Source organism: Endozoicomonas sp. ALD068 (assembly GCF_049310145.1).
In the GTDB taxonomy this organism is placed as follows: Bacteria; Pseudomonadota; Gammaproteobacteria; order Pseudomonadales; family Endozoicomonadaceae; genus Endozoicomonas_A.
This window is the reverse complement of the sequence record NZ_JBLYNU010000004.1, coordinates 1,329,371-1,346,925: the sequence shown is the minus strand read 5'-3', so window position 1 is coordinate 1,346,925 and position 17,555 is coordinate 1,329,371. Positions and strand designations below refer to the sequence as shown.

Below are 17,555 nucleotides of genomic sequence, written 5' to 3'. Positions count from 1 at the left end.
TCAAGCTTCAAGCTTCCAGCCTCCAGCTTTTTCAAAGGAAAAAAAATGCTTGATAGTATTATTGAAATTGCCCGCAATGCAGGTGACGCCATTCTGGCTGTCTATGGGCGTGATTTTGCTACTTACGAAAAAAAAGACGAAAGCCCTTTGACAGAAGCTGATCTTGCAGCTCATGAAGTCATTGTTGCGGGGTTGAATCGTTTGACGCCTGAAATTCCTGTTCTGTCTGAAGAGTCTGCCAATATTAACTGGCAAGAACGCAGTCAGTGGTCCTCCTACTGGCTGGTAGATCCTTTGGACGGTACCAAGGAATTCATCAAGCGTAACGGTGAATTCACCGTCAATATTGCGCTGATCGTTGATAACAAACCGGCTATGGCTGTTGTCTATGCACCGGTATTGAAGCTGTTTTATTTTGCTGATGAACAGGGTGCTTTCAAGATGGCTGTTGGAGAATCTCCGGTTTCCATCAAAGTAGCTGAACATCACGACGATGAAATATGGAATGTTGTTGCCAGCCGCTCTCATATGAGTGAGGAAACAAGCAATTTCGTTGAAAAACTGGGTGCTTCAGAACTGGTATCTATGGGGAGTTCGCTAAAACTGTGTCTGGTTGCTGAAGGCAAGGCTCATGTCTATCCACGCTTTGCATTGACCAGTGAATGGGATACTGCAGCTGCTCAATGCGTAGTAGAGAAAGCCGGAGGTCAGGTAGTAACCACTGATTTTGAACCTCTTCTTTACAACACCAAGGAAGATATTCTTAACCCTTTCTTTATTGTTTGTGGCGGTTCTTTCGAGAAAATCAAAAAACTGTCTGGCGCCTAGTATTATCAGGGCCTGAGTTCTCAGGCCTTTTCACCAGCACAAACTGCCTCACCTCTCTATACTCCGACTTTTCCAACCCTTATGCTAAAAGCTTTTAAAAGAAGCCCAAAACTGTTTAAGCCTGAGGCTCAATATACCCATGACTGGAACGGGGAAGTCGTTGTAGTAGGCAAAGCCAGTACCCCAACAATTGATTTCTACTTTCGCAACAGAAGTCACCAAGTTCAAAAATATACAGAGATTGATATTAGCCGCGATGACTTTCAGGCACAGCTATCCAATTCAATCACTACCGGTTGCCTGATCATTTTAGTCAGAGACGTTCCTCTCAATACTTTAAAATACCTTATTGATGCCACTGTTATGCCAACTGGTGTGATTTGGTTTATTGACGACGATATTCCAGGCGCTCACCTTGATGTCACGCTACCAAGTTCTTATCGCAAACGTCTTTCTTCCTGGTACAAAAAAACAAAACCTCTGCTTACTAAGGTGTGTGACAGGGTCTGGGTTTCCACAACTCACTTGGCAGAAAAATATCAGTTACCGGCAGAAGCTGTTCTCTCTCCCACCCAGATAGAAACAGAAAGACTGCCTTTAGTTCGATGTTTTTATCACGGTAGCAGCTCTCATAAGGAAGATTGGAGTTTTGTTTTAAGCGTTATCAGAAAAGTCCAGTCACGCAACCTGAATACCTGGTTTGAACTCATCGGTGACCATTCACTGTATAAAGCAGCAAGAGGTATTCCACGTGTGCAGATCCTCCATCCCATGCCCTGGCCAGACTATCTCACCATGACTGCATCAAGAACCATGGATATTGGTCTGGCACCTCTGATGAACACCTCGTTTAATCATTCACGATCCCATACCAAAATGCTTGATATCTGTCGTCAGAATGCTGTGGGTATATACTCTGCTCGCTTTCCCTTGTCGAAAAAAATAAAGGAAAGTAACGCAGGCTTGATTGTTGATGACAGGGTGGATTCATGGGTTGAGGCTATTGAACATCTTATACAGTTGGATAAACAGGATATGCTGAACAACGCAAACCAACTGATCCTGAATGTGGAATCTTCAAGCCGTACTCTGAACGAAGCGGTTTGATCTTTTCAGATTTTAAACAGTTAGTTGTTGGATATGCATTTCCAAACTTCAATTCAATAACAGTGACTCCCTTGCCCTTTTCCTGGCACAAGATAACTGATTGGCTGCGATGTTAACTCCCCTTTAAAATGACCTTCTTCCACCGGTTTGCGGTAACCCGTTTTCAGCAGTGTTTTTGACCTCAACTCAACGGTTAAGTTCATTCCTTTTTCTTTCAATTGGTTACTTCTTTCCGGGAGAGTCTTTCAGAAGTCCTGCTTTTCGTTTCTCCTTCATAGCAGCTTTGACCCTTGATAATTCAGAGTGGTTGCGTAATGCAGTAATGAGTCCTGTATCACGGACGCTTCATCCTGATGCATGAGAAAGTAACTGATTTCATCCAATATCAGTCAACTTGAATACATCAGTTGCTGCACTTATCTCTCAAGCCAGTTTTCCTCTTGTGTTTTTTCCAGCGTGGCCATCAGCTTGTTAAGGCTCATGAACATCACCCGGTGTCCTGCTTCCCTCAAGGCAAGAGTTATTGCCAATATGAGTACAGGCCCTCTCGCTGAAGTCCTTGCTGAGGAGGCAATTGCATGATTTGCTGCGCGTCACGCCTCAATAAAACTTGACAGATCCCAACACGCACATACAGTGTACATACGATTAAATTTGAATAGGATCAGACTAAAAACCGATCCAACCGCAAAAAACACGAGATCTCCTTCGAGGAGGCAAAAAGTATATTTTATGATGAATATGCTATTCAGTTTTATGACGAGGAAAGTTCTGAGGCCGAAGATAGATTTTTGATGGTTGGTGTGAGTCAACAATCCCGTGTTTTACTGGTTTGTCATTGCGAGAGAGACGATGGTGAGGCCATCCGTATTATCTCATTAAGGAGAGCCACTAATACTGAGCGCAGTTACTATGAAGGGAGCTTATCATGAAAGATGAATATGATTTTTCAAAAATGAAAGCCCTTAGAAACCCTTACGCTTCAAAGCTGAAAAAATCAGTAACAATGCGCTTTAGTGAAGATGTCATTGAATATTTCAAAAAAATGGCAGAAGAAACGGGTGTACCTTATCAAAGTCTGATCAATCTCTATCTCAAAGATTGTATGATACAGCATCGTAAAATCGACATCACATGGCAAGCCAGGACATAAATTGGTAGTCGGAGATATCTAACCCTCAGCCCAAGGTCACGAGGCTTTAGTGTGTATTAATGATGGTACAGTTCTCAATGGCCATCTTCCAAAGAAGGCCGCAAGATTGGTATCTGACTGGTGTGGTGACCATAAAACATCACTACTTGATAACTGTCAATAAGCAGTTGAGCTTCAGCCGCCAGAGCGTATTCCGGGAGCTGATTATGATTAAATTGATAAAAGCTGAGTGGTTATACGATAAAGAAATTCGACTTTCTTTCTCTGATGGTTCCCACGGAGTGATGGATTTTTCTCCGTTGTTGTCTAAAAAAACAGCTATGACATTACCCTTGGAGAGTTCACAGTATTTTTGCCGTTTTTTCCTTGAGTTGGGCGCTTTGTGCTGGCCTAATGGTTTTGAGCTGAGTCCAGGTAGCTTGCATGAGAAACTGGATAAGGCAGGTAAGCTAGTCAGGTTTGATGCCGCGTAACCAAAAGAAGAAACTCGGAGAAACCCGTGCGGTGAGACCCGGCAACACAAAACCGGTGTCATGTGTTTGAGCCGTATACGTCTCAGGTAACCGCCGCATTGTGTTTGAATTTAAAGACGGTGATGCCTATATCGTAAACTATGAGGATTACCACTGATGGCTATACAACCATTTAACCCACCTCACCCGGGGGCATTGATCTACCGTACCTACATTGAGCCGTTCACCTCAATTACTGCTAACAGAATTGCCGACCAACTGGGCGTGGCCAGAAGTACTTTCAATCGTTTGTTGAATGAAAAAGCAGGTGTTTCTCCGGAAATGGCCATTCGATTGTCCGAAGTACTGGGTGGTTCTGCTGAAAGCTGGATGACACTTCAGGAAAGCTTTGACTTGTGGAAAGCCAGGCAAGTGGTTGATACAGCAAGCCTTGAACGCATTGATTTTAATCAGGTAGCGTAGCGAATGAGAAGTAAGCGGGGTCAGATCTTGATTCTTGACATCCTTTAACTCTGTTATACTCCGGATTCCTCCCTGCCTTTTTGATTGACTTGAATGTGTCGTAATTATTGGGTTGTAATTTATCGGTGATAACTTGAGAGTGAGCTAGTGAGCCTGAATGATGTCTGCATTCACCATTACATCAGCTCTGAAGAGCTAACTGCTGAACAATTGGTGAGGCCATCCGGGAATATTGACACATCGAGAATAAGCTTCACTGACTGTACTAATCAAATTTCTGAGATATGATGGTCTAAATATCAATTGTCAGTAAGACACATGACTATAGACACTACTTTTTTTTCTCGTTGCATCAAGACACTGGATACTGCTTATAACCGTTTACTCGGCTGTGAAGAAGGCAGTATAGAGTACGATATGTACCGTTCAGCCTGTGTGAAAGAGTTTGAAATCATCCTCGAACAGGCTGGTAAACTTCTCCGCAAGTGTCTGAAGGATTTTGCTCATAGCCCCAAGGCGATAAATCGCCTTGTGTTCAAAGAAGTCTTCAGGCAGGCGGGGCAACATAGCCTTTTGTCTGTTGAGGAAACCGAACGCTGGTTGATTTATCGGGATAATCGTAATAACACGGCCCACGATTATGGTAAGAAATTTGCTGAATACACGCTAACGTTGCTGCCAGGTTTTATCGCTGATGCCATTACCTTGGAGAAAGCTATAGTGCAGCATCTAGGAAGAGTCAGAGATGATTGATTTACGAGAAAAAGATCGCAAGTCCGTCTGTGATCTGGCATCGCAGATATTCCCCGTTGGTACCATGCTGTGGGCTTATGGAAGCCGTGTAAAAGGTACTAATTATGATGCCAGTGACCTGGACATTGTCGTTCACTTTCCTGATGAGCAAGATGAGAATGATAGCTTCGCTCAGCTAGCGGCGTTTAATGAAGCCTTACGTGACTCCAACATTCCCATAATTGTGCAGGCACTGTCCTGGTCTGCGATACCAGAGTCTTTTAAAACTAATATTAAATCCTGTTATCAAGAGCTTTGCCTGGTTTGAAGACAGGGAAAGATTAACCCCCTCCCCTGCTCTTTCATCAGCCTGGCAGACTTAACGACAGAGCAATTGGGTAAGGCCGGTCGGGAAACATTAGCACATCGAGTATAAGCTTAACTTGAAGTTTGATGTTACGATGAGAAAATCAGTGTCGAATTCAAAGAGTACACACTTCCTCGCTCAGGCTCTTGCTGAACTGGCACTTTCATGATTTTGCCATGTTACAGCCTCCGAAACCGGAGCTTCGTCTTATGGAAAATATTGCCTGGCACACTCACAGGGTTTCCAGAGAAGCACGTTCGAACCTGAAATCACAAAAGCCCTGCCTGATCTGGTTCACTGGCCTGAGTGGCTCAGGTAAGTCTACCGTTGCCAACGCAGTTGACGGTCTCCTGCATGGACAGGGTTATCATACCTACGTCTTGGATGGTGATAATGTTCGGCATCGTTTGAACAAGTTAGCACCTCTTGCAGAACTGGGCCAATCATTGCGGCTCTGTGCTGCCTTATAAGACGTTTAATAACCAGAGCTGCTTCGGGTAAGCGTTCTTGGGCACTACAATCCAAAAATTCACCTGATGTACGTTTTTCTGTTATTTTAATCCTTTTATCATTGCTGATTTATCCACATGACCCCAACGCCTGATAATCGCTGGAAACAGCGCTTCGAGAACTATCAGAATGCCCTTGCTGTTCTGGACTCCGCTGTAGCTGCTGTTCAGGCAGCACCCGAAGATATTTTATATCGAATCGCCCTGATCCAGTCTTTCAAGTTCAGTTGGGAGCTTGGCTGGAAAGTAATGAAAGACTACCTGAACTATGAGGGTATCGAGGTTCAACCGTCGCCCAGACAGGTTATTAAGCAGGCATTTCAACAGCAGATAATATCAGATGGCCAGTTATGGATAGATATGCTGGAAGCCCGTAATACCATGAGTCATGCCTATGACAACCAGAAGGCGCAACAAGCTGCCAAGGCTATACAGCGCAGTTATCACCCAGCTTTAGTGGCGCTGTCAGATTACTTTACCGGGCGAGTGACACCCTGATGTTTGGGCTTCCTGAAGCAACCCTGCAACAAATTATTGCCTGCTTGTCCGGCTTCGCTGAAATCAGTCAGGCGGCTATTTTTGGTTCCCGTGCTATGGGCACATATCGGGCAGGATCTGATGTTGATATCGTAATTTGGTTAACCAACGATAACCCTCACACAATAGCTCGTATTGCTAAAGCCCTGGATGAACTTCCAACACCTTATTTGTTTGATGTGGTGGATTATGGAACAATCACTCATGAGCCTCTGAAGGCTCATATTGATGATAAGGCAAAACCTCTGATTTTGGAGAGGTAGGTACCGTAGGCAAGTCTTGTACTACCCACAGTAACACATTGTCTTATACATTTTCACTTCAGACCTATCGATTTTCAGATTCCAGGTTATTTATTTCAATCAACTATCAGTGACTACCTTGCTGTCTTCTCCAAAACCAAAACCAGCTTTTATCACCCTTTCTCGCGGGATCAGTAAAGCAAGAGAATTGACCGCTCTCTTGCACTGCGATGGCATAGAAAAGAAAAAGCCTTACACAAAAATACAGCCATCTCACGTTGTTCTGGGCTGGGGTAAAAAAGCCAACACACAACAGGCTGTAAAACTTGCAGAAAAACACCAGGTCCCTTATTGGCACCTTGAAGACGGCTTTATCAGCTACCTGGGCCACCCTGCCCTGGGTGACAAACGCTTTGCTTTGATCGTTGATAAACGGGGCATTTATTACGATGCTACCTGCCCTTCAGATATTGAAGATCTTCTCAACCATCCAGACTGGTTCAGCTCAGCATTAAAAGAGCGGTCTTCAAACCTTCTGGCTCTGATTACTGAAAACAAAATCACTAAATATAATCATGAGCCAGTTGATAGCTGGAAGCCTGACGCTGGAGAACGGAAACGTGTTCTTGTGGTTGATCAGACTTACGGGGACTGTTCCGTCAAATTTGGGTTAGCCGATGACTCCAGCTTCAATAAAATGCTGAATGCAGCTCTTGCGGAGAATCCGGATTCTGAAGTCTGGATAAAAGTTCATCCCGATGTTGTTCTGGGTACCAAAAAGGGCTATCTCGGCAGCAACCTTCCTGATAATCCCAGGATACGCATTCTTGCCGACAAGGTTAATGCCCAGTCGCTTTTCCCCTATTTTGAAAAAGTCTACGTTGTTACCTCTCAATTAGGTTTTGAAGCGCTCTGGCACAAGAAAAATGTCGTTTGTTTTGGTGTCCCCTTTTACAGTGGCTGGGGGTTAACCGATGACCGGGTTCCCTGCCCTCGACGGAAACAAACGCATACTATTGAAAGCCTCTTTGCTGCTGCCTGCCTGAAATACACTCGTTATATCGATCCGGAAACGTCTGAACGGTGTGAGCTGGAAGCTATTCTTGAGCTTATCCCCCTGCAGAGAAGATCACGCTGCCAACCCGTCAAAACACTCTATGCGGTCGGCTTCAGCCTATGGAAAAGAGCCTTTTTAAAGAGTTTTACCCGGGCAATTTCAGAGAAGGTTCAGTTTGTAAAATCAGTTCAGCAGGCTGAAGCAAAGGCTAAATCAGGAGATGGCGTTCTGATTTGGGGTGCTAAACATCATGATTATAAACCTCCATCAAATATTAAGCTTTTCAGAGCAGAAGACGCGTTTATTCGTTCAGTAGGTCTGGGCGCAGACCTGCGAAGACCCAGTTCATTGATTCTGGATCAGACGGGTATCTATTTTGATGCTTCACGACCTTCTGATCTTGAAACTGCGATCAATACCATTGAGCTCAATGATAAGCAGCTCGAACAGGCGAAGGCTTTGCGTAAAACGCTGAAAGAGCAAAGAATCAGCAAATATAATCTGCAAGGCTCAGAACAATCCTTGTTTGTGTCAGCCAGAACGGATCAGCGCAAGATACTGATTACCGGTCAGGTAGACAGCGATGCTTCCATTCAATGGGGCAGCCCCGAGATCTCATCCAATCTTGAATTGATCAAGGCGGTCAGAACCTGTGCGCCTGATGCTTTTATTGTTTACAAGCCTCACCCTGATGTTCTTTTAGCAGGAAGAGAGGGACATATTCCTGACAGTCTGGCCTTGAACTGGGTTGACCATGTTGTGGCGAATGGTGATATTTTTGATTGCATAGAGCAATGTGATGAGTTGCACGTCATGACCTCTCTGGCAGGTTTTGAAGCCCTGACACTCGGAAAAACAGTTCACTGCTGGGGCCAGCCTTTTTATGGGGGATGGGGGGTAACCGTTGATCATTTAACCAGCAACAGGCGTTATCGTACGAGAAACCTGGAGGAACTGATCTATTTTGCGCACTGTTATTACCCCATGTATATCAACTGGCAAACCCGAAGGTATACGACACCAGAGAGGGTTATTGCTGCTATCGAGCAAGAACGTTGTTCAACATCAGAGAGTGGGCACTTTATAAACCGATGGTTGAGCAGAAAACGACGAAAGGTGGGCTATTTAATAGAGGCTCTGTTTAGTTAGATATTCCTTATACATTCAGTGGCATTCTCTGAGATAGCTGAATTGGTATTCACGATTCCCTCCTGAAGGGCCATGTTGTAGCCAGAAAACTTAACTTAATCAACTGTTCAGTGTATGAGATCCTCTGCATATTCAGCTCCAAAGTTGCAAAGCCAGCTATTTTTGGGTATGTAGATGAGTTCTCTAATCAACTTAAAGATGATGCTGGTTTTTAAGTAGATTCTTCGCTATTCTGCTCAACATTAATAATCTATGGGAAAATATAATGGCTATTAGCCCAAAAGAAGCGGCTCAAGCAGCAGCAAAGTATTTCGAAGATGTGTCATCAGAGAGGGTAAGATTGTCAATTGAGGAAGTTGAACTGGAAGATGGTTTTTGGTTAATTACTCTTGGTATGTCTGATTCTTACGCACTTGGAAGCATAGGAAATAAAGTAACAAGCTATAAAATATTTAAAGTCGATGCTAACACAGGTGAAGTAATATCTATGAAAATTCGTAAAATCTAGTATTTCACAATGCTCACTGATTTATTGATAGAGTACAGGAACGGTGATGCATTCTTGGATACCAATTTACTTATTCTATATCTAATTGGTAAATATCAACCTACATATGTACCAAAGTTCAAACGTACCACAATGTATTCTGAACAAGATTCCCATTGGCTTAATGGTTATGTGTCTCAGTTTTCAAAAATTGTCGTTACTCCTCAGGTTTTAGCTGAAGCCTGGAATTTCTGGAAAAAATACCTGAACACAGATTCAAGGTCTTTTTAGATTCAATTCTCCCAACACTCTATTTAGTGAATGAAGAATATATTCATAAAGATGAAGTGATTAGTACATATGGCTTTAACCATATTGGGATTACTGATACATCCATCATTTTGGCAGCAAAGAGTTTGAAATGTTTAATTTTAACAGATGATCTGAGAGCTTATAACAACTTTGCATATCACGAAGTAATGGCCATTAATATCAATCATCTAAGGCAACTGTAATCTCTATCAAATACTGCTGATTCCTTCCGGGGTTTCTCCTCTTCACCTTAATATAAAGTCCGGTTTCCCTCGCAGGGGCCAACAGGGCCTGAAAAAGGCAAGAGAACCAGTGTCAACTTAACCATCTGCCCACTGTATTATGTCCAATTTGCTTTGAGCAGTGTTATTCTAATGGTTCAAACATCACTCAAAGAGAAAGTATGCACGCAGATTTGGATGCTTCCTATATCGAAGAGTCACTTAGAGCGGCATTTGGTAAAACTTTGCTGGGAGTCGTTTTGTATGGCAGCCAAGCAACTGGGCAGGCAACATCTGGAAGCGATATAGATTTGGTGGTCTTTATATCCGGAAAAACCTCTCAACAACTTTTGTGGGATAAAGCACAGGAGCTCGCTTGCCACTTTGGTAAGGATGTTGACCTGATTGACTTGAAAGGCGCGACTACCGTGCTCCAGAAAGAAGTATTTCAGCATGGTGTTTGGCTGGCCAGGATAGATGAAATGGCATGCGACCCTGTTTGAAACGCATGTTTTTTCACACTATCAGCAACTTCAGGAAGATCGCCGCGAGATTATTAATGACTTATTGAGCAGGATTAAAAATGGATGATGTGATTCTGAACAAATACAGTATTATTCAACGGTGCCTTGCCCGTATCGAAGAAGAGTATGTCGGGTACGAAGATGAGTTGACGACGAATTTTACCCGCCAGGACTCCATTATTTTAAATATCCAGCGAGCATCACAGGCCGCACTGGACCTGGCGAACCTGGTAATTCGCCTGAAACAGTTGGGCATCCCTCAGGGAAGTCGGGACTCGTTTTCCCTGTTGTCAGACCATGGTTATGTGCCTCTTGCGCTGGCAGATAGCATGATGAGAATGATCGAATCGTTCTCGCATATCACTCCTGACAGCTCTGCAACCTCTCCCTCTAACTTTATTTCATCGCGCTCTCAAGACATTGACAGTGATCTCAGGCAATTTTCTACCTGCCTGGACAGGCTCTGTTGGCTGGCTGCGTCAACTTTAAATTGTTTAACCACTTCAGGACCCAGTGTTAAGGTGAGTTTAATCATTACCACGTACTATACGTATAGCCTTCCCAATGCAGAACCTAGTATTGTTTAAGGCAACCATATTAAAACCCAAACCAGTTTGCTTGCTACGGCAATTCAATTACATTCAGTTATATTTTTAGACTGGCTTATGCTAGGATTTGCACAACACACAACCACCGATAAGCGACCAAGGTCATACACAAGGATCGGATTTAGGCTATGACCAAATCTGCCGTACTTTTTCTTCAAGGCCCACTGGGGCCATTTTTCAAGCGGCTGGCACGCACCTTTTCCAGAGCGGGTTACACCACCCACAAAATCAACTTTAATGGCGGCGACCGGTTTTTTTCATGGGCTAATGTTCAGACCCACTACAAGGGAAAACCAGCTGACTGGGCCGCTTTTCTTGAACAGTACCTCACCGAACATCGTATCGAAGCCGTTTTTCTCCTTGGTGACTGCCGCTATTATCACAGAACTGCAAAGCCGGTCTGTGATGCATTGGGGGTTCAATTTTGTGTCTTCGAAGAAGGTTACTTACGACCTGATACCATTACACTGGAGTCCGGAGGCGTTAATTCACTGAGCCAGATGGATCTCAGCCGCGAAAGCCTGGAGAGAATAACGCCATGCTCAGCTAAATCCAGCCAGACAATCGGCGGCACCATGAAACGAAGGACCCGCTACGCTGCTTTTTATTATTGGGCCAGTTCTTTCTCAAGGGATGAATTTTCTGAGTACAGGCATCACAGGGCTACTAATCCAGTCAAAGAAGGCTTTTACTGGTTGAGAGGGTTTGCCAGAAAACTGCTGTTTAAAAGTTATGACAAGCAAACGCAATTTCGTCTGGATAATGAGTTTGATCAGAGATTTTATCTGGTTCCGCTGCAAGTTCACGACGACTCCCAGATGATTTTTCACTCTCCTTATGAGTCAGTGAAAGCTTTTATTCAGGAAGTCATAGTCTCCTTCTGGAAGCATGCAGATTTAGACAAGGTGTTGTGCTTCAAACACCACCCGATGGACAGAGGCTACACAGAATACGGGCAGTTTATTGAAGACCTGGCAACAAATCTGGGCATCCAGGACAGAGTGCTGTACTGCCACGACATCCCTTTACCCGATTTATATCATCACACCTGTGGCGTAGTAACCGTTAACAGTACCGTTGGGATCTCCGCCCTTCTGCACCACCTGCCTACCAAGGTCATGGGACGAGCTTTTTATGATATCGACGGCATTACCCATCAGGGATCTCTGGAGTCATTCTGGAAAAGTCCGGAGCCTGTTGACCGTCATTTATTCAAACAACTGCATTCCTACCTGTTTCAGAAAACCCAGATCAATGGCAGTTTTTTCAAATACTACCGGCTTACCTGTGATAGCAGTCTGCGCTTTTACGAAGAATTTCTGAAACCCACTTCAACATTCAGACCATCAGAACAAGCGCCTGTCCTGATCTCTGAACAAGCCAAACCCCTGCCCTCCTCTTATAGCAGTGCTGCGTAGAGCAGCATTGACCACCCGAGCCATATTCATTTAGGGCTCTCCTTCTCTTTGTATACACCTCTGCTCAACACCCTTCTCTACCTAATATCGGTGGGAGATTCCTGTTAGTCACTTGAAATGTCCAGCCAGTTGAGAACAGTTGTGGAAGAACTACTCTTTATTACAAACAAGTCTGCGTGACCAATGCGCAAAGGATTTTAGCCCTCTTCTCTCATCAAATCCCCCCGGCAATAAGCTGTCTGAAAATCTCTCATAAAGTTTCATTTTTATCGGCCGATAGCTAATGCGTGGAAACCACTAAGAGAATAATATCAAGGGGAAGTATATGAAGAGTGCTATTGCCAGCCTGTGCTTATCAGCGTCGCTGCTGATCCAAACACAGAGCGTTCACGCAGAGGACTTTGTTCCAGATGGTATCAATGTTAGCTATGGCCAGTACCTTGACCTTGTTTCAGGTCGTTCAGCGGATTACACCAATCTGCGCCTGGGCATCACCTGGGACTGGAAAAAGGACTTTTATCAGTCTGATAGCATTGTACTCAGCAGCTATTTTGAATTGGCTGCCAGCTCATGGAAAAGTAATCTCTCAGCCAGTGACAATCCCAGTCCTGACGGCAAAGACAAAGTAACTACTATTAGTTTTTCGCCGGTATTAAGAATGGGATTTCTCCCCAACGCCAGCGTGCGTCCGTTTATAGATCTTGGGGTGGGTGCCGCCTACCTGTCTGAACAAGATTTGGAGAAAGAAAAGAGATCACCTATTAATATGGGCGGTCACTCCCAATTCGAGATCCGGCTCATGGCAGGTATTGAATTTGGAGCTAATCAGCAATTTGAACTCAGCTATGGCTGGTTCCATTACTCCAATGCCGGACTGCACAGCATGAATGAATCCATTGATTTTCATTCGGTGACATTTGGCTACAACTGGTAATCACTTAGTCGGCAGCCTTCTAAAACAATAACTAGAATGGATACATCATAGTGTTATGGTGTATTCCAATGGCTGTTGGCTTATCGACAATTTTTGGATTTTTTGCTGCCTGGATGCCTCTGGAATCTCCCTGGGTGGATGTAGCAACAGACACCCCGGAGGATTTCAACCCTAATTGCCACTATCAGGTTGAGTTCGATCAAGCCTGGTTCTTTGCAGCCGCCGTCAATAAAGATGCTCTCTTGCTTACCCCCTACGGCAGCCTGGAAAATGCCGAGACTTATATACTCAAAATTTCTGCCGCACAGAAAAACACTCTGATCGTTGAAAGCAGTGACGGCACCAGTGAAAAACCTCTTGGCTTTGAATCCATTCGCAGATGGTGCCCTTCTGTTCCAGAGAAATTGGATCTCAACAGCAACAGCAGCTTTAATCCTGACTGTTTCCATTGGATCAATGGAGAACAGGCTTTTTACAATTACCTGTCCACCTGTTACAACAAAACCCGGCTTGAACTGATACCCGAAGACTTCGGCGACCAGAAAACCGTACTGAAAGCCCATATTCAGTCGGACAGAAAAAATACTACCCTTGTTCAGAAAGCGGATGGACAAGCCAGCAAAGTGCCGACCCATACAATACTGAGCCAGTGTCAGAATATTGAATGGAAAGAGTTTCCTGATCCGGATTCAACTAAAAAAGTGATTCATGAAGCCAGAGGCAGAAAGCTTCAGGCCAGCAGCTTCAGCAGAAATTGCTTTTATCGAGTGCAGCTCGATAGTAACACAAGCTGGCAAACCGCTTTTGGTACAGATAATGGCGGCTTCACCCTCTATATCAACACTTATTTTCCGGATTCTTTACCAGGCACACAGAAAACCATTGACTGGATGACTACGGACCAGTATACCCGAATACGAACAGGTGAAGCGAAAACCACGGGCCTTGTAAATCGAATTCAGTACTTTTGTCCTAAATGAACTACGACATCTCCCAGCCTCTGCTGCTCTAAAGCTCAAACTTTCGTCGGCCTGCCAATGCGTGGGCCAGAGTGCCGCCGTCAACGTATTCCAGCTCACCACCCAAGGGCACACCATGTGCTATCCGGCTGGCTTCAACGCCCATATTTTTGAGCTCTTCTGCAATAAAGTGAGCCGTGGCTTCACCCTCAACCGTCGGGTTAGTTGCCAGAATGACTTCTTTAACCTGAAAATCGGACACTCGCTCCAGCAAGTCGGTCACACCGATTTCGTCAGGACCAACCCCATCGATCGGTGAAAGGTGCCCCATAAGAACAAAATAGCGTCCGGAATAGCCACCGGCCTGTTCCAGGGCCATTACATCAGAAGGGTTTTCTACCACACAAAGTGTTGATTTCTCGCGACCCGGATGACTGCAAATATCACACAATTCACTCTCACATAATGTTCTGCAAGACTTGCAGCGCCCAACCCCTTCTGCTGCTTCGGTGAGAGCTTTAGCCAGCCGAAGTGCACCCTCCCGGTCTTTTTCCAATAGATGCAACGCCATTCTTTGGGATGACCTGGGCCCGACCCCGGGCAAACAACGCAGGGATTCTATCAATTCCTTGATCAGAGGACTGAACATAAATGCACTCAAATTCCGGTCAGGGCCCACTCACCTTAAGTAGACCCTGGTAGCCAATGACTATCCAAAGGTGTTTTGAACGAGCAAGAAAATGACGCTTAAAAAGGCATCTTGAAGCCAGGCGGCAGACCCATACCAGCGGTCAGACCACTCATTTTATCCTTGCTGTTTTCTTCTACTTTACGCACCGCATCATTCACTGCTGCCGCCAGCAAATCTTCCAGCATTTCCTTGTCTTCTTGCATCAGGCTTGGATCGATTTGGACATCCTTGACATCATGACGACCGTTCATAATCACTTTCACCAGACCGGCACCAGACTCACCAGTCACCTCAGCGTTCGCCAGCTCTTCCTGGATACGCTGCATGTCTTCCTGCATTTTCTGGGCCTGCTTCATCAGGTTACCCATACCGCCCTTAAACATAAAAACTCCTTTACGTTATCTTTTGGCTTATTAAAAGCGACGAACTAAACACAAATACAACCGCCGGATGATTGAAATACCCGGCTATTCATCACTTAACGACATTGCCAACTGGCTGAATACTGTCTTCGATGACGACAGCAGAAAATTTATCAATCAGACTTTGCACATGCTGATCATTAAAAATACTGGAGCGAGCATCAGCCATTCGTTCAGCCATTTTGCGCTCTCGCCAGGCGGCAGGCGTTTCTGCCTGAACCTGACCAATTTCCACCTGAACCCTGAGCGGCTGACCAAAATAGTCGCTCAGCGCTTTCTCAACCCTTTGCCGATGCGTGTCGTTGTACAAAGTACTTCTGCCACTATCCAGTCGCAGATCGACTCTACCTGCTGAATGACTGACATACTCACAGTGAGAGGCAATCGTTCGGGTCACACCACCCAGAGGAAGACTTCTGAAAACAGGCACCCAGGACTGAACATTCAGATCAGCAAAAGAAATTCTTTCTTCAGGAGCAGAACTCTGAACAGGTTCTTCTATCACCTGTGCTGACTCTGGCTCTGGCTGAGCGACCGTCTCTCTTGATGCCTGCTCAGATGCATAAGCTTCATAAGTGGATACCGATGGCGGAACTCCATCCTCCTCCACTTGCTGTTTCTGAGAAGCTTCAACCGTTGGCGGAACTTCTTCATCGACATTTTGATCAGGCCCGCATACCTGAGCTGGCTCCAGACTGGATGGCGTTGAAGGAGAAAAATCTTCCGGCAAGAAATTTTCTGTAATAGCGGTAACAGGCCGCTCAGCTGAGGCCTGAGGTTGATATTCTTCAGTCACAGGCGATGACAGAGGACTTTCAGGCTCGCTTGTTTCAGTATCCCTCTGCTGCTGATTTTCGGACTGCAATACTGCAGCAGGCTCAGGTTCCGGATCAGGAGATGATACAACAGGTTCTGAAGCCTCTGTTGACTGAGCCTCCACTTCACGCCGGGCACTTTGTGGCACCTGAATGGCAACAGGCTCAGGTCTGAATGCCAGCATTCTCAAGAGAGCCATTTCGAAGCCGCCCCGTGGATCCGGCGCCAGCGGAAGATCTTTTTTCCCGACCAGACCGACCTGATAATAGAGCTGAACGTTTTCAGCCAGCATATTACCCGCCAGCTCCAGAACCTGCTCACGATCACCCTGACTATTGTCCACTGCCTCTGGAACTGCCTGGGCAATGGCAATCCGATGCAGCATGGAAAGCATATCGTCCAGCACTGCCCCATAGTCCGGTGCATGTTCAGCCAGGCTGGCAACAGCGGCCAGGACTTCAGGAGCCCCACCCGAAGAAAGTGCCCTGACCATCTTCATGACCTGGCCCTGATCAATGGTACCGAGCATGACACTGACTTCCTGCTCGGTTACCTGACCATTACCGAATGCGATGGCCTGATCGGTCAGGCTCAGAGAGTCCCTCATACTGCCATCGGCTGCTCTGGCCAGCTGCCAGAGGGCCGGACCTTCAAAAGGGATAGCTTCCTGGCCGAGAATATTTTCCAGGTGACCGACAATCCTTTCCGGCGTCATATTTTTCAGCCCAAACTGTAGACATCGCGACAGGATGGTGACCGGTAACTTCTGAGGATCAGTGGTAGCCAACAGGAACTTTACATGGGGAGGTGGTTCTTCCAGGGTTTTTAGCAACGCATTAAAACTGTGCACCGAGAGCATGTGCACTTCGTCAATCAGATAAACCTTATAACGCCCTCTGGTAGGAGCGTACTGGACATTATCAAGCAGCTCCCTGGTATCTTCCACCTTGGTTCTGGAAGCAGCATCCACTTCAATAAGATCAACAAAACGACCTTCATCAATTTCGCAACAGGCAGCGCACTGCCCACAGGGAGTAGAGCTGACACCTGTTTCACAGTTAAGGCACTTGGCAAGAATTCTGGCAATCGTTGTCTTACCCACGCCTCGTGTGCCCGTGAACAGATAAGCATGATGCAGCCGATCCTGGTCCAACGCATTGACCAGAGCCTGTAATACGTGAGTCTGGCCCACCAGCTCTTTAAAAGAACGGGGTCGCCATTTGCGTGCAAGAACCTGATAGCTCATTGAAAAGCTTAAATACCGGTAACTGAAACTGAGGACTCTATGCTAACCAAGAAAGCGAAAGAATGCACGATTCACAGGGATCTGATAAGGATATTTCAAGGACAGGGCAATACAGATGGAGGCAAACCCCACCAGCCACACCCCGGCACATGATGTCACTGCTACCGTTGCTCCCTTCCGGGCCTGGCGGGGTTCACAGCTGATCATTGCGAGGGGACCGACAGGGCCCACCAAAAAAACAGACGTCTCGTCTGGATGCAGCGCATTTTCCACAAAACGCCCTACTCCGTCAACTACTTAT

General features: G+C 45.5%; 21 protein-coding genes, 1 other RNA gene and 2 pseudogenes. 19 read left to right on the top strand and 5 right to left on the bottom strand.

Annotation, left to right across the window (positions count from 1 at the left end; all coding sequences use genetic code 11):
* Positions 1-45 precede the first annotated feature (45 nt).
* Together cysQ and ACO6V5_RS04550 are read left to right on the top strand one after the other, a co-directional pair.
* Entirely contained in the window at positions 46-828 is a 783-nt protein-coding gene (gene cysQ / locus ACO6V5_RS04555) for a 3'(2'),5'-bisphosphate nucleotidase CysQ (protein ID WP_422409231.1), read from the top strand.
* A gap of 81 nt (positions 829-909) precedes the next feature.
* Positions 910-1,935, top strand: a complete 1,026-nt coding sequence (locus tag ACO6V5_RS04550; protein ID WP_422409229.1) for a hypothetical protein — start codon at positions 910-912, stop codon at positions 1,933-1,935.
* Between the two features lie 53 nt (positions 1,936-1,988).
* Here ACO6V5_RS04550 and ACO6V5_RS04545 read toward each other — a convergent pair whose 3' ends face one another.
* The gene (locus ACO6V5_RS04545) at positions 1,989-2,153 is read right to left on the bottom strand and encodes a hypothetical protein (protein WP_422441862.1); all 165 of its coding nucleotides are present in this window, start codon (positions 2,151-2,153) and stop codon (positions 1,989-1,991) included.
* A 456-nt stretch (positions 2,154-2,609) separates the two neighbouring features.
* Here ACO6V5_RS04545 and ACO6V5_RS04540 point away from each other — a divergent pair.
* The 17 genes and pseudogenes from ACO6V5_RS04540 to ACO6V5_RS04460 form a co-directional block, all read left to right on the top strand.
* Positions 2,610-2,867, top strand: a pseudogene (locus tag ACO6V5_RS04540) (BrnT family toxin); the annotation flags it as partial.
* Positions 2,864-3,088 (top strand): CopG family antitoxin, encoded by a 225-nt coding sequence (locus ACO6V5_RS04535; protein WP_422409227.1) that lies wholly within the window; start codon positions 2,864-2,866, stop codon positions 3,086-3,088. The pseudogene ACO6V5_RS04540 and the gene ACO6V5_RS04535, both read left to right, overlap by 4 nt.
* Positions 3,089-3,128: 40 nt before the next feature.
* Positions 3,129-3,251: pseudogene (locus ACO6V5_RS04530) on the top strand (DUF4160 domain-containing protein); the annotation flags it as partial.
* A 43-nt stretch (positions 3,252-3,294) separates the two neighbouring features.
* Positions 3,295-3,561: a DUF2442 domain-containing protein gene (locus ACO6V5_RS04525; RefSeq protein ID WP_422409225.1), complete on the top strand. Its 267-nt coding sequence runs from the start codon at positions 3,295-3,297 to the stop codon at positions 3,559-3,561.
* A gap of 156 nt (positions 3,562-3,717) precedes the next feature.
* Positions 3,718-4,023, top strand: coding sequence for a HigA family addiction module antitoxin (locus ACO6V5_RS04520; protein ID WP_422409223.1), 306 nt, complete (start codon positions 3,718-3,720; stop codon positions 4,021-4,023).
* Between the two features lie 318 nt (positions 4,024-4,341).
* Positions 4,342-4,776, top strand: coding sequence for a nucleotidyltransferase substrate binding protein (locus ACO6V5_RS04515; RefSeq protein WP_422138243.1), 435 nt, complete (start codon positions 4,342-4,344; stop codon positions 4,774-4,776).
* Entirely contained in the window at positions 4,769-5,083 is a 315-nt protein-coding gene (locus ACO6V5_RS04510) for a nucleotidyltransferase domain-containing protein (protein WP_422134137.1), read from the top strand. The genes ACO6V5_RS04515 and ACO6V5_RS04510 overlap by 8 nt, the downstream gene beginning before the upstream one ends.
* A 248-nt stretch (positions 5,084-5,331) precedes the next feature.
* On the top strand, positions 5,332-5,592 hold the full coding sequence (locus tag ACO6V5_RS04505; protein ID WP_422409221.1) for an adenylyl-sulfate kinase: 261 nt from the start codon (positions 5,332-5,334) through the stop codon (positions 5,590-5,592).
* A gap of 117 nt (positions 5,593-5,709) precedes the next feature.
* Positions 5,710-6,129, top strand: coding sequence for a nucleotidyltransferase substrate binding protein (locus ACO6V5_RS04500; protein WP_422409219.1), 420 nt, complete (start codon positions 5,710-5,712; stop codon positions 6,127-6,129).
* A complete protein-coding gene (locus tag ACO6V5_RS04495) occupies positions 6,129-6,431 on the top strand; it encodes a nucleotidyltransferase domain-containing protein (protein ID WP_422409217.1) in 303 nt (100 codons plus the stop codon). The genes ACO6V5_RS04500 and ACO6V5_RS04495 overlap by 1 nt, the downstream gene beginning before the upstream one ends.
* Before the next feature lie 187 nt (positions 6,432-6,618).
* Complete coding sequence (locus tag ACO6V5_RS04490) at positions 6,619-8,616, top strand: capsular polysaccharide biosynthesis protein (protein ID WP_422409215.1); 1,998 nt, start codon at positions 6,619-6,621, stop codon at positions 8,614-8,616.
* 265 nt (positions 8,617-8,881) lie between these two features.
* Positions 8,882-9,124 carry a hypothetical protein gene (locus tag ACO6V5_RS04485; RefSeq protein WP_422134142.1) on the top strand — a complete coding sequence of 81 codons (243 nt, stop codon included), beginning with the start codon at positions 8,882-8,884 and terminating at the stop codon, positions 9,122-9,124.
* A gap of 694 nt (positions 9,125-9,818) precedes the next feature.
* The gene (mntA, locus tag ACO6V5_RS04480; RefSeq protein ID WP_422409213.1) at positions 9,819-10,139 is read left to right on the top strand and encodes a type VII toxin-antitoxin system MntA family adenylyltransferase antitoxin; all 321 of its coding nucleotides are present in this window, start codon (positions 9,819-9,821) and stop codon (positions 10,137-10,139) included.
* An 80-nt stretch (positions 10,140-10,219) separates the two neighbouring features.
* Positions 10,220-10,747, top strand: coding sequence for a type VII toxin-antitoxin system HepT family RNase toxin (hepT, locus tag ACO6V5_RS04475; protein WP_422409211.1), 528 nt, complete (start codon positions 10,220-10,222; stop codon positions 10,745-10,747).
* A gap of 149 nt (positions 10,748-10,896) precedes the next feature.
* Positions 10,897-12,186, top strand: a complete 1,290-nt coding sequence (locus ACO6V5_RS04470) for a capsule biosynthesis protein (RefSeq protein WP_422134146.1) — start codon at positions 10,897-10,899, stop codon at positions 12,184-12,186.
* A gap of 325 nt (positions 12,187-12,511) precedes the next feature.
* Positions 12,512-13,120, top strand: coding sequence for an acyloxyacyl hydrolase (locus ACO6V5_RS04465; RefSeq protein WP_422134147.1), 609 nt, complete (start codon positions 12,512-12,514; stop codon positions 13,118-13,120).
* Between the two features lie 68 nt (positions 13,121-13,188).
* Positions 13,189-14,100 (top strand): hypothetical protein, encoded by a 912-nt coding sequence (locus ACO6V5_RS04460; protein WP_422409208.1) that lies wholly within the window; start codon positions 13,189-13,191, stop codon positions 14,098-14,100.
* A 28-nt stretch (positions 14,101-14,128) separates the two neighbouring features.
* Here the strand turns inward: ACO6V5_RS04460 and recR are convergent, their stop codons facing one another.
* The 4 genes from recR to ffs form a co-directional block, all read right to left on the bottom strand.
* The gene (recR, locus tag ACO6V5_RS04455; protein WP_422409206.1) at positions 14,129-14,728 is read right to left on the bottom strand and encodes a recombination mediator RecR; all 600 of its coding nucleotides are present in this window, start codon (positions 14,726-14,728) and stop codon (positions 14,129-14,131) included.
* A 98-nt stretch (positions 14,729-14,826) separates the two neighbouring features.
* On the bottom strand, positions 14,827-15,153 hold the full coding sequence (locus ACO6V5_RS04450; RefSeq protein ID WP_317146116.1) for a YbaB/EbfC family nucleoid-associated protein: 327 nt from the start codon (positions 15,151-15,153) through the stop codon (positions 14,827-14,829).
* 91 nt (positions 15,154-15,244) lie between these two features.
* On the bottom strand, positions 15,245-17,254 hold the full coding sequence (dnaX, locus tag ACO6V5_RS04445; protein WP_422409203.1) for a DNA polymerase III subunit gamma/tau: 2,010 nt from the start codon (positions 17,252-17,254) through the stop codon (positions 15,245-15,247).
* Between the two features lie 126 nt (positions 17,255-17,380).
* Positions 17,381-17,477: signal recognition particle sRNA small type (gene ffs / locus ACO6V5_RS04440), an RNA gene on the bottom strand.
* Between the last annotated feature and the right edge of the window lie 78 nt (positions 17,478-17,555).